Origin of the sequence: Armatimonas sp., from assembly GCF_043757465.1 — a bacterium.
Classification (GTDB): domain Bacteria; phylum Armatimonadota; class Armatimonadia; order Armatimonadales; family Armatimonadaceae; genus Armatimonas.
Genome location: NZ_JAYVPL010000001.1, coordinates 1 through 10,972, shown reverse-complemented (window position 1 = coordinate 10,972; position 10,972 = coordinate 1). Strand labels below are relative to the sequence as shown.

13 protein-coding genes and 1 pseudogene are annotated in these 10,972 nt (G+C 57.8%); all 14 read left to right on the top strand.

Annotated features, from left to right (window positions below):
* Nucleotides 1-977: replicative DNA helicase (locus ACH2ED_RS00070; RefSeq protein WP_395088016.1), on the top strand; the 977-nt coding region annotated here is incomplete at its 5' end.
* A gap of 360 nt (nucleotides 978-1,337) precedes the next feature.
* Nucleotides 1,338-1,817: a hypothetical protein gene (locus ACH2ED_RS00065; protein WP_395088014.1), complete on the top strand. Its 480-nt coding sequence runs from the start codon at nucleotides 1,338-1,340 to the stop codon at nucleotides 1,815-1,817.
* Nucleotides 1,810-2,121 carry a hypothetical protein gene (locus tag ACH2ED_RS00060; RefSeq protein ID WP_395088012.1) on the top strand — a complete coding sequence of 104 codons (312 nt, stop codon included), beginning with the start codon at nucleotides 1,810-1,812 and terminating at the stop codon, nucleotides 2,119-2,121. Before ACH2ED_RS00065 ends, ACH2ED_RS00060 begins: the two co-directional genes overlap by 8 nt.
* Nucleotides 2,114-2,374 (top strand): hypothetical protein, encoded by a 261-nt coding sequence (locus tag ACH2ED_RS00055; RefSeq protein ID WP_395088010.1) that lies wholly within the window; start codon nucleotides 2,114-2,116, stop codon nucleotides 2,372-2,374. Before ACH2ED_RS00060 ends, ACH2ED_RS00055 begins: the two co-directional genes overlap by 8 nt.
* The gene (locus tag ACH2ED_RS00050; protein ID WP_395088008.1) at nucleotides 2,371-2,772 is read left to right on the top strand and encodes a DUF1064 domain-containing protein; all 402 of its coding nucleotides are present in this window, start codon (nucleotides 2,371-2,373) and stop codon (nucleotides 2,770-2,772) included. Before ACH2ED_RS00055 ends, ACH2ED_RS00050 begins: the two co-directional genes overlap by 4 nt.
* Before the next feature lie 287 nt (nucleotides 2,773-3,059).
* Nucleotides 3,060-3,650 (top strand): hypothetical protein, encoded by a 591-nt coding sequence (locus ACH2ED_RS00045; RefSeq protein ID WP_395088006.1) that lies wholly within the window; start codon nucleotides 3,060-3,062, stop codon nucleotides 3,648-3,650.
* 214 nt (nucleotides 3,651-3,864) lie between these two features.
* Entirely contained in the window at nucleotides 3,865-4,503 is a 639-nt protein-coding gene (locus ACH2ED_RS00040) for a hypothetical protein (RefSeq protein WP_395088004.1), read from the top strand.
* 6 nt (nucleotides 4,504-4,509) lie between these two features.
* Nucleotides 4,510-6,063 carry a terminase large subunit domain-containing protein gene (locus tag ACH2ED_RS00035; protein ID WP_395088002.1) on the top strand — a complete coding sequence of 518 codons (1,554 nt, stop codon included), beginning with the start codon at nucleotides 4,510-4,512 and terminating at the stop codon, nucleotides 6,061-6,063.
* A 28-nt stretch (nucleotides 6,064-6,091) separates the two neighbouring features.
* Nucleotides 6,092-7,498, top strand: coding sequence for a DUF935 family protein (locus ACH2ED_RS00030; RefSeq protein ID WP_395088000.1), 1,407 nt, complete (start codon nucleotides 6,092-6,094; stop codon nucleotides 7,496-7,498).
* On the top strand, nucleotides 7,482-7,703 hold the full coding sequence (locus tag ACH2ED_RS00025; protein WP_395087998.1) for a hypothetical protein: 222 nt from the start codon (nucleotides 7,482-7,484) through the stop codon (nucleotides 7,701-7,703). Before ACH2ED_RS00030 ends, ACH2ED_RS00025 begins: the two co-directional genes overlap by 17 nt.
* Before the next feature lie 60 nt (nucleotides 7,704-7,763).
* Complete coding sequence (locus tag ACH2ED_RS00020) at nucleotides 7,764-8,111, top strand: hypothetical protein (protein ID WP_395087996.1); 348 nt, start codon at nucleotides 7,764-7,766, stop codon at nucleotides 8,109-8,111.
* 317 nt (nucleotides 8,112-8,428) lie between these two features.
* Nucleotides 8,429-8,818 carry a hypothetical protein gene (locus ACH2ED_RS00015; RefSeq protein ID WP_395087994.1) on the top strand — a complete coding sequence of 130 codons (390 nt, stop codon included), beginning with the start codon at nucleotides 8,429-8,431 and terminating at the stop codon, nucleotides 8,816-8,818.
* 76 nt (nucleotides 8,819-8,894) lie between these two features.
* Complete coding sequence (locus ACH2ED_RS00010) at nucleotides 8,895-10,649, top strand: hypothetical protein (RefSeq protein WP_395087992.1); 1,755 nt, start codon at nucleotides 8,895-8,897, stop codon at nucleotides 10,647-10,649.
* Nucleotides 10,650-10,657: 8 nt separating this feature from the next.
* Nucleotides 10,658-10,972, top strand: a pseudogene (locus ACH2ED_RS00005) (hypothetical protein); the annotation flags it as partial.

Genomic DNA, 10,972 nt, shown 5'->3' with positions numbered 1-10,972 from the left:
GCCGCATCCTCTCGCTTCGCCCTCCCGAGGAGCGCAAGCAGACACGAAAGCTCTCGGAGCTGATCCGGGTGGTCAATGACCGATTCGAGGAGCGCGAGCACAGCGGCGGAAATGTGTCGGGAATCTCCACGGGCTTTGATGATCTGGATTTCTATACTGCGGGTCTCCAGCGGGGCGATTTGATTATCATTGCAGCTCGCTCTAGCATGGGCAAGACGATTCTAGGCATGAACATCGCCCGGAATGTGGCAGGGGAAGGGCTGGTATCGGCTGTCTTCTCTTTGGAGATGCCAGGTGAGGCGGTTACAGAGCGCCTAGTCGCTGCACAGAGCAGTGTGAGTGCTCATGCTCGGCGTACAGGGATGCTGACCTGGGATGATTGGAAAGCGATTGAGCAAGCCGGAAGCATTCTTTATGATCTTCCGATGGTCATTGATGACAATTCTAGCACCACACCTGCCTATATTCGGTCGAAGTGCAAAATGATCAAAGCAGAATACGGCGGGCGACTGGATCTGATCGTCGTGGACTATCTCGGCCTGATGAATATGGGCAGTAGCAACAATGCAGAAAATCGAAATATCGAGATTGGAAATATCACCAAGAGTCTCAAGGCAATGGCTCGTGAGTTCGACTGCCCGCTGATTCTGCTATGCCAGATTTCGCGCAATGTGGAGCGCAGGGAGGACAAGCGCCCGATGCTCTCTGACCTCAGGGACAGCGGGAACATTGAGCAGGACGCTGACGTGGTGCTAGGAATCTACCGTGCCAGCTACTACGCTCGGCAAGCCGCCAAAGCCTCCGATCCTCCGCCCTCCACCTCCGACGATTCGACGACCCTGACCGACGAGGCGGAGATACTGATTCTCAAGCAGAGAAACGGGCCTGTCGGAGTCTCGGTCAAACTCGGCTATGAGGGGCGCTTCTTCCGATTCACGAACCTGCCGACTGCGCCAGAAGGAGCACCCGACTTTTGAAAAACGCCAGCCCCGTCTGCTATTGCCTCGTGTGCTGCCAGAAATGCGCCACCGAGGTGTGCCCCGATTCCGTCTGCCAGGCATTCGCCGCCACAGAGACGGTGCGCGGAGCCCTGCGCGTATCGCGAAACTGCCCATCGCTCGATGCCGTGGAGGAGATAGTTCAGCGGAGATGGGGTAAGCGCCCGGCTTGAGTACGTCTATCGGTCTTATGGTTACGACTATTAAGCCACGGAGCGGATTTACCGCCTCAGCTTTCCTAGAGGCTCCCACAGCCGCGATACCGCCCCCGGACGGGTCTTTTATCATCCGGGACTGACAAAGCCCTGTGTAGGGGCAAAATCGGAGGTTTGAGGTTTTATGATTTTTGCACACACATTCGACAAAGTGGAGCACGGCATCAAGACCGTCACGCGCAGGCTCTGGAGACCCGATTGGGAACTGACGGATGGCCGATTAACGACAGGACGAGGATGGCGACGCGAACTTTATCGCGTCGGTGGCACCTATGCCGCCCAGCCAGGCCGGGGGAAACCTGCTGAGTTTCGTATCGAGATACTCTCCCTTCGTGAAGAGAATCTTCAGGACATTACCGAGGGCGAATCGATCATGGAGGGGATTGGACAACCCACCAGGAATCACCCCGCAGGCAACGTGAGCCACCTACATGTGAATTTCGCGGTGCGGTGCGGTGATAAATCCTGGGCAGTGGGTGAAACGGCGCGTGATGCCTACTGCTCACTTTGGAATACAATTCATCAGGCTTCTGGTTGTCAGTGGGACGCGAATCCCCGCGTGGTTCGTATCGAGTTTCGCAAGCTGGAGGCTCCTCATGCCTAAGATAGATCCGGCGAAAGAGCGGTGGTGGTATGTGAGAGAAAAAGGCACTTCATACGCTCTCAAGAGCGAGCTTTTTGCTTCCCATGATGATGAGCATCTCTTCAAAAATAGTGGGGCGCGTTCTGGTCGCCGAGGTTGGCGCAACTGGTTCCCCTCTCGTGAAGAGGCGCTTGCTGAGTATCTGAAAGCATTAGACAAGCGCATAGAGCAGGCGCAAAATGAAGTCAACCGTCGCATGGATGATCGCAATCACTTTGCTAAATTTTATGGGCAGATGCTCCAAGAGGCCGATCTCCATGTCTAACTTCTCTTTACCGAGCCTCTTTGACGACGACGACACCCTGGAGCCTTCGCGGGCCGAGGTTATCGCAGCCTATGCTCAGATCCTGTGCGAGCGCCCACCGATTCGCTCGTGTGATGCCGCTGTCGTCGGTTCCCACAAAGCCCGCCGCGCCGCCGCAGAGTTCGCCCAGAAGGACGTGATGCGCTATGCCGAGGCTGTCACACTCGCCAAGAAGCTACGCAAAGAGCGGAGCCTGTCGGGAGCCAGCTCTTGAGGCTCAAAGCCGGGTCAGTACCGGAGGGTGTTTCGCGCATCTCCCTCTCAGATCTCGCGGGAAAGCTCTCGGGCGGGTCGAAGTTCGGCAACCGGAAAACGGAGCGCGACGGGATTCTCTTCGACTCCCAGCTAGAGGCAGACCGCTGGGGAGAGCTGTGTCTGATGCAGCAATGTGGGATCATCTGTGACCTGTGTCGCCAGGTGTCCTACAAGATGGTTGTCGATGGTGTGCTCATCTGCACCTACCGCGCCGACTTTGTGTACACCGAAGTGTCATCAGGCCTGGTCGTGGCCGAGGACTGTAAAGGATTTTCGACCGATGTGTACCGCCTCAAGAAGCGTCTCCTGAAGGCTCTCTACTCCCTGGAGATTGTGGAGATCAGAAAAAATAAATAGAAACCCTTGACAATTAAGACTATCAGACGTAACAATACGTTCAGTTGGAGTGTTGCACCAGGATTCGGTTCTGGTGATGATTGAAAATTAAAGACAAAATTTAACAGCATCGCCGCGTGACGTTCATCCCACCCGGCGTGATTGGCGCAGAGAGTGTCCTCCGGCTCGTCCGGTAGCTCGCCCTCTCTTGCTGCGAGTGGCATCGCTCCGTCCTGGCCGTCATAGAGCCGACGAGAGACGCACCTCTCGCACCTGTGGCAGGCTCCTACGATACTCGGGAACCCACAATGACAACGACCGACACGACTATAGAAACCCCGCCGATTTATGGGATCTCGAAAGTTGCGAGTGCCCGGCGCGAACGCATTGCCCGCCTCTCGATGTGGCGTCAATCCCTGCCCACGATCGACGATGCTGGACTTATGGATGCCGACACATTACGGGCGATCGCGCTGACCCAGTACCGGCACCTAGCGATCATTGACAATCAGACCTGCCTGGTTGCTCGTGATGGTACCTACCAGCCAGTGGACGCTGATCCCTATCGCGGACTTCGGGCTATCGCCGCCGAGGAAGCACTGGGACTTGCGTGTACCCACTCGATTGTCGAGACGAATAGTGCCATGATTAGGGTGACCCTGATTCAGCCCAGCCGCCGCGAGGCACAGAGCATCCGCGCTTCTGTGATGCAGAAGTTGCTGGCTACAAGCACGGACGGTGACTTTGATGCAGTAGCCAGGAAGCAGCGTGCCACCAAGGCGGAAAAGCAGCTCGCCCAGCGTGTGGCGGCGCTTAGACATGTTGGCATGGAGACTCAAGAAGACAAAGAGATCCGGGGCCGTGTTGGCGTGACGATCAGCGAGATTCGGAGCGTCTAGGATGGTTACAGAGACGACGACAGACGACAAAAACGGTGTAAAATCCTCTGAGTCTCGTAGAGGGAATACCGAAAATCTTACACCGAAAGGCGTACGTTCTCGGAAGCGGGTTGCTGAAGCTCGGGAAGAGATTGCGCTGGCGCTTCGTGCAAAAGGTTACACGATACCGCGAATTGGGCGTGAGCTTGGGATGGCGATTTCCTCGGTTCATGAAATGCTTGAGCGTGCATTGGCTAAGCGGAAGCTACTCACTGACGAGCAATTGATTGCACAAAAGCACGAGCACACGATGATGCTTGAGCACAAGCTCGAAGAAGCGGTAGATGCTTGGGAGAGGTCTAAGCGCAACGCAGAGACTGAGAGGATTGTCGAGAAGACACTAGCCAAGCCAATCGAGGGCGAAGAATTCCAGCCCCACGGCGGGAGCCTTAAGCGTACCAAGCGTGAGCCGATCAATCCTCCCTCCGTTCTTGCGGGAGACGCTGAGCCTGGCAATTGGGACATCGTAGACTTTGAGAGTATCCCGGGCTACTTCTACGACGAAAAGACGGGTGAGGAGACGCTACCCGAGGAGCGGGCGGGGATCATGGCGACATGGCTCATGGAGCAGATGAAGTCGGGGCGTGATCCTGCGGCAGTTCAGATGATCCTAGAGCGAACTGTCACGACGACGACAGCAGGACGCTCTGGCGACCCGAGATACCTTGCTGAGTTCCGTGCTTGTCTTGCGGAGATCCGAAAGATCTGGGGGACGGATGCTCCCGTGAAGCAAGAGTTCACCGGCAAGGATGGGAGTCCTCTGGCGATGGTCTTCACGACCAGCTTAGAGCGCGTGTACGGCGACAAAGAGTAGTACGCTGTGCCTGTTCCTATTGCCGATACTGCGCCACCGCCCGCGCTGATCCAGAAGTACACCGAGGCTGCTCATGCCGCAGGCCTTCCCCGCTCGCTCTTTGAGGTCTACCTCAAAGCTGGGATGGTACTTCAACCTAAGCAGCTTGAGTTCGCCGCAGCGTGCGCTCTGTGCGATGCGGAGGATGGCCCCGTCGAGATCGGCTTTGGTGGGGCGCGTGGTGGTGGCAAGAGTCACGCGGGGCTGTCCGTTCTGGCCGCCGACTGCCTGCGCTACGACGGCCTTACCTGCCTGCTTCTTCGCAAGGTAGGTAAGGCCAACCGCGAGAACTTTAACGAGCTACGGCTCAAGGTACTGCGCGGCGTCAAGACAGTTTGGAAACAGCAGGAAGGGGTACTCCTCTTTCCCAATGGCTCCAAAATCATCCTGGGGCACTTCCAAAACGAGAACGACATTGATGCCTACCTTGGCCTGGAGTATGATGTCATCCTCGTTGAGGAGGCGACAACCCTCACCAGCATCAAGTACAAGGCGATTGGTACCTGTAACCGCTCCAGCAAGCCGGGCTGGCGGCCCCGAATGTACTCGACGACGAACCCCGGCGGCGTCGGTCATTCCTGGTACAAAAACCTTTTCATTGCCCCTTTTAATCGGGGCAAGCAGAGTGCAACGCGTTTTGTTCCCTCGACCATCGAGGATAACAAGTGCGTCAATGTCGGCTATAAGGCCAAGCTCGATACGCTCACTGGCTGGCAGAAGAGGGCTTGGCTTTACGGAGACTGGGACATTGCGGCTGGGCAGTTCTTCACCGCGTTTCGGCAGGGCGTTCATGTCCGGTCCGCAAGTGATCTGCCGAGGCCCATTATCGGGCTGCACCGGATATGGTGCTCTCTGGACTATGGGTACACACACTACACCACGGTCTATCTGTTCATCAAGCACGATGGCATCGTCTACATTCTTGACGAGCACGCTCAGCGTAAATGGCTTCCTAGCCAGCACGCACCCGCGATTCATGCGATGCTCGCTCGCCACGGGCTCACGGTAAACGATCTCGGTGGCTTTGTCGCGGGGCATGATGTCTTTGCGCAGAAGGGTGATGCAACTGCAAAGACCATCGCGGACCAGTACAAAGACCTTGGTATTAGGCTCACTCCCGCCAAGATTGACCGCATCACGGGTGCCAGTGAGATTCTCAAGCGCCTCGGTGATGTGGATGCTGACCCGCCCGTTGCGCCGAGCCTCTTCATCTCCGAGAATTGCGCCCGACTGATCGAGTGCATTCCTGCTATGGAGCATGATCCTCACCGCCCAGAGGACGTGCTCAAGGTAGACACCGACGACGACGGAAAAGGAGGCGACGATCCTTACGACGGTGCTCGCTACGGCGTCATGGAGGCGGCAGGCTCTGGAGGCTGGCAAGGCTACGTCCATGATGATTTTGAAGTTGCCTACGGCGCGGAGTCGCTTTCGAGTGTGGAGAATGGAGACTCTCCTCAGGCTCCGAGTGCTTGGGACGCCGGAAGCGCTCCCAGTGTAGACGACTCCGGCGGCTGGTAAAGACTGGAGGGGCTGGTAAGCGAGACCTATGAGCAATAATCAAAACCTATACGGCCTCGTGGATCAGTGGGGTAGAGCACTGCGCACCTCCGAGCGTGATGAGTCCCTCCTCGGTCACTTTGAGGGTTTCGCCGCCATTGCGATGGCGACTCCAAGCTTCAGCCCGGATGTCTTCATCAACACACGCGGCTGGGCAGCGCTTGAAGAGATGCTCTCTATGGGGGCAGTGCGAACCCCCATGAACATCATCCGCGACGCTGTGCTCTGCAAGGGCTGGCGCGTGGCTCCCGCAATCTCCGACAAATCCAGCGCCGACTACGAGAAGGCCAAAGAGTTGGCGGATGAACTGACCTACGCCCTGAACAACATTGTAGACGAATATGGGAACGCGACAGATTTTAGGCAGGTGCTGTTTGAGCTTCTGTATGCGATTCACACGGGCTTTCGCATCACGGAGATCGAGTGGCGCACGATAGAGTCAGGCGACTATGCAGGGCAGTGGGGCTTCGCCTCTTTTGGCGCGAAGCCGTGCAAGCAGATCGGCTTTGACATGGACGCCGAGACGATGATGCCACGCGGGATCACGGCCTACACTCCGAGCAAGGGCTATCGCTACGCACCGATTGAGAAGGTGCTTCGCTACACATTCGCCCCTAATAACGGCCTGCCACATGGAATGGGCATTGGCCGCGCAGCCTACAAACATTCCTGGAGCCTGGACTTTCTCTACCGCTTCTGGAACATCTGCTTGGAGCAGTTCGGATCGGGCTTCATTCTTGCCAAAGCTCCTGCACAGACGATGAACCTTGCGCGCAAAGTGCTCAAGGAGATTCGGCAGGGTGCTCCTGCGGTAGTGCCAGATGATGTCGAGGCCAGCCTGATTGAGATGTCCGGCCAAGGCGCAGCGGCGTTCAAGGCGGCGGCGGATCATCACATCGGTGAGATCGGCAAGCTCTACACCTACGCGGCTCTCACCAGTGGCGAGGGAGAGCGCACCGGCTCGATGGCGCTGGGGAACGTGCACCAAGACACTCAGGGCTACGGGCTGGGAGGTCGGCGCACAGACATTGAGAACGTCATCCGCTTCCAGCTCATTCGGCGCTGGCTTCGCTACAACCACGGCGATGAGGTGATGCACCTGGCTCCGAGCGTGAGCCTGGGGGATGCCGACGAGAGCGACCTGGAGAAGCTCAGCAGGAGCTTTGAGCGACTCGTGAATGCTGAAATCCTGCACCCTGCCGAGGATCAGGTTCGTGAGCGCATGGGTCTGGAACCGATTGATCCCGAGCTGAGAGAGATCATGATGAAGGTGTGGCAGGAGCGCTCTAAGGCTCCCGCGACGATCCCCTCTCCTCCCCCAACCGACGACGACGACCAAACCGACGACGACGACCAAACCGACGACACGGAGGACGAGGATGAAGACGACGACTGAGACGATGGATCGCAGACCTCAGGAGAGGATGGATCGTAAGACAATCATGGAGCTACGAGCGCTCAAACCAACGAGCGTCAGCATCACTGCCGACGGGCTTGCAATCGCTGGCACTTACGACCCTAAAGACTTGAAACCGCTCCCTGCCAGCGTGCAGGGTGCGCCAAGCGAAACTTGCTTGGTGGCTACGCGAAAACCCGCGTAGCAGGAGGCTCGAAAGAGCATGACGATCGAAGAATCAAGAACGTATTTGGACATTCGCGGTATGGCTGTCCACAAGTTGCCGCAGGTGACGGGCGAGAAAGTCACAGGCGTTACAGCAGGGCGAATCGTTGCGTATTGGCCACGCGAGTCAGAGGCGTTTAAAGCACCCGATTTTATCTATAACGGCCCCCTTCGACCCTGTGGTGGTGACAACTTCATCCCCGCAATGATTATCGCGAGCTGGAGCACGAGCACGGAGGGGAGCGAGTGCCCCTGCGCCAATCTGCGACTGTTTTTAGACCCTGGGAACCAGGCCGATGCGGTGGCTCAGGGAATGGAGGGGAGGTCATCGGCCCAATATTCCTCGGTTCCCGCGCAAGGCTGCTGGACCTGGATTCCCAAAGCCTAACGCAGCCGTCCCTCTTAATCGAACTCACGGCCCGACGCGCTTTTAAGGCAAGGGTCACGCGACTAGGGGCGAGGGAACTCGCCCCTAGGAAAGGTACTAACGACAATGACACTCAGACGCTTCTCACTTTGTCTTCCCGCAGTTCTCTTGTTAGCTATGGGGGCACTCTTCCCGCCACTCGTAGCGGCTCGTGCCAACCCCGTACACGCACCACAACCAACCGCAGGCTATAGCGCGCCTCCCCGTCTGAAGTAGGCTACAACGCCTCTTTGCACGGATCTGTTCAGCGCGAAACTCTCTCCTTAAGGAAAACGAACATGGCGAAATCACTACCCGAGGGAGTTGTTCTCCCCGATGGCATCAAGCTAGAAGATCTCTCCCCCGATCCGGGGAAGCGCTACGGCCACTATCTCCATAAGCCAACAGACACTGTTTACGCACTGGGGGTCCGGCTTGAACTAAGCAAGGACGAGCCGAAGCCTGCCGCTCCTATCAAAGACATCACGGGCACGAAGGTTAAATTTGCCGATGGTCGGCGAGGTGTCATCACGGAGCCTGGCGACTCGGAAGAGGAAGAGCCGTTCTTCGCCCGTGTGTTGGTAGATGGCAGCGAGATCGTTGTCAAGTCCAAGGACGAGCTGACCCCGCTGACTCCCGCGCAGATTAAGGCGTGGGACAAAGAAATCGCGGACGCTGCCAAAAATTAATCTACCAGCCTCTCATCAACGAGGTCGGAGCCGAGGGGCTCCGACCTCGTTTGCTTCCCCTTCTTTCTAAACTCTTATGCCAAATCCATTCTCTCCTCGATTGTCTGCTCGCTTCGTGCAGGGTGGAGTCGCCAATCTTTATGGAGGAGCTACGCTCCAGCAATTCCTGCGTCCCTCCGCTGGCAATCGTGGCGGCGTGGGCAAGCTCCCTTCCAGTGTGAGCGAGGCGCTGACCCTCATCAATGCGCGTTGCGACGACGGCGACGAACCGCTGACCGAGGAGGATGTCTACATCCACTATCTGGAAGCGGCAAGCAATGCGTTTGTCTCAGATCGCTTCTGCTTCATCGGAGAAAGCACTCTCAAGAACATCGCCACGGACGCCGCTGCGGGATTCGCCTTTATGAACTCGCACCGCACGGGCGGCTACTGGTCTCCTAGCGAGCTGCCCCTCGGCGCAACCTTCTGTGGGCGCTTCGAGCGAGTCTCTTCAAGTTCCGACGACGACCAGACCGATGACAGTGCTGAGAACCAAGCTAGTGGTGCAGGTTCTACGCGCCGCGCGGTCGTTGGCGTCTATTTGCTCAAAGGCGTTGCTCCCAACGGCGGCAACGGCATCAGCACAGACGACATGCACCGCTCGATTAAGGCGCGTACGATCTTCGACTGCTCTGTCGGAATCTACGGCGGCAAGCAGGTCTGCGACGTGTGCGGCCACGGGCTGTACGAGCTTGATGAAGAGTATCGGTACCTCTGCCCGCACTACCCTGGCTCTGTCTACAACATGACAGACGAGCAGATTGCCGCTCAGCTCGCCAAAGGCGTTACCGACGGACGCTGTTCCTACTCCTGGGAAGACGCCAACTGCAACGAGGTGAGCGCTGTCTACGATGGCGCTTGTCCCGGCGCAGGATTCATCAAGGTGGCACTCTCACCACTCGCAACCGATACCGCTCTTGCTCCGTTGCGCGACGATCTTCTCTCAAAACTCTCGGCGGGCTACGGCACGCCATTCACTGTGACCGACCTGGGCAAGCTCCGTGAGCAGTTCCAGCTCGGCACCGGCAGGGCACTACCCGCCGTCCCTAAACCGGAGGCTCCTAAGCCTCCGACTACTCGCCACTCTCCCCCCGCCGACTCCACCGGCAATTTGAAGGATCAAACCACCATGCCTAAATTCAACAAGGCCGCGCTCCGAAAAATGTTCGGACTTGCCGAGACTGAAGAAATCGAGCTTGTGGACGGCGATGCACCGACCACAACTCTTCCGACAGCGGACTTCTCCGCACAAATCACAGCGGCAGTGAACGCTGCTGTTGCTCCACTCAATACTCAGCTCACAGCACTCTCTGCGACCGCTACGGCGCAGAACACGACCATCACAAGCCTTTCCGAGCAGATTGCGGCGGGTCAGAAGACGGCGGAGGAGAACTCCAAGGCCACTCAGCTTGCCGCCGCAAAGACCCGTATCAACGCGGCCAAGAAGGCGTTCCTCATCACTCCTGCCGCCGCAAAGGACATGGAGAAGCTGGCAGAGGATAGCCCTGCGGCGTTCGGACTGGCGATGTCCGCGTTTGAGAAGAACGGCCAGGTCGTGACGGTAGCAGGTATTCCCGGCTTTAGCCAGGAGCCTCCCACAGGAACAAGCGGCGAAGAGCTGCTCGGTGACGATCCTGCCGAGATCGCAAACACCATCGCCACTCTCGCCAAAAAGAAGATGGCCACGAATCCGAAGATGGCCTACCACGATGCCACTTTGGAGGTTCTGCGCGAGCGTCCCGATCTTGGCAACGCCTACGAATCCACGCGCATCGTCGCGGGAGGTAAATAACCATGGCTATGACACGACAACTATTAGTTGCTTCCACGATCACCCTCCAGTGCTCGGCGGCGGTTGCCGCTCGGCGCTTCGTCATGCACGACTCGGCCAATGCTGGGCAGATCAAGCAAAGCACAGCGGCAGCGCGGGCTCTTGTAGGCGTCTCCGAGCAGGCATCGAGCGGTGGTTCTGGCTCGACCGCGAGCGTCCAAGTGCATACTGTTCCGGGGGGCATCTACAAGGTGGAAGTGGGCACCGGCGGCGTGACCGCAGGCGACCAGGTTGCCAGTGATGCCACCGGTAAGGCAGTCACTTTTACCGATGCAGGAACAGGC

Excerpts from the sequence above, each read along its gene's own strand:
- ACH2ED_RS00010 (WP_395087992.1), top strand. The coding sequence starts at position 8,895 with ATGCCAAATCCATTCTCTCCTCGATTGTCTGCTCGCTTCGTGCAGGGT.
- ACH2ED_RS00030 (WP_395088000.1), top strand. The coding sequence starts at position 6,092 with ATGAGCAATAATCAAAACCTATACGGCCTCGTGGATCAGTGGGGTAGA.
- ACH2ED_RS00065 (WP_395088014.1), top strand. The coding sequence starts at position 1,338 with ATGATTTTTGCACACACATTCGACAAAGTGGAGCACGGCATCAAGACC.
- ACH2ED_RS00025 (WP_395087998.1), top strand. The coding sequence starts at position 7,482 with ATGAAGACGACGACTGAGACGATGGATCGCAGACCTCAGGAGAGGATG.
- ACH2ED_RS00020 (WP_395087996.1), top strand. The coding sequence starts at position 7,764 with ATGGCTGTCCACAAGTTGCCGCAGGTGACGGGCGAGAAAGTCACAGGC.
- ACH2ED_RS00040 (WP_395088004.1), top strand. The coding sequence starts at position 3,865 with ATGCTTGAGCGTGCATTGGCTAAGCGGAAGCTACTCACTGACGAGCAA.
- ACH2ED_RS00060 (WP_395088012.1), top strand. The coding sequence starts at position 1,810 with ATGCCTAAGATAGATCCGGCGAAAGAGCGGTGGTGGTATGTGAGAGAA.
- ACH2ED_RS00015 (WP_395087994.1), top strand. The coding sequence starts at position 8,429 with ATGGCGAAATCACTACCCGAGGGAGTTGTTCTCCCCGATGGCATCAAG.
- ACH2ED_RS00055 (WP_395088010.1), top strand. The coding sequence starts at position 2,114 with ATGTCTAACTTCTCTTTACCGAGCCTCTTTGACGACGACGACACCCTG.
- ACH2ED_RS00045 (WP_395088006.1), top strand. The coding sequence starts at position 3,060 with ATGACAACGACCGACACGACTATAGAAACCCCGCCGATTTATGGGATC.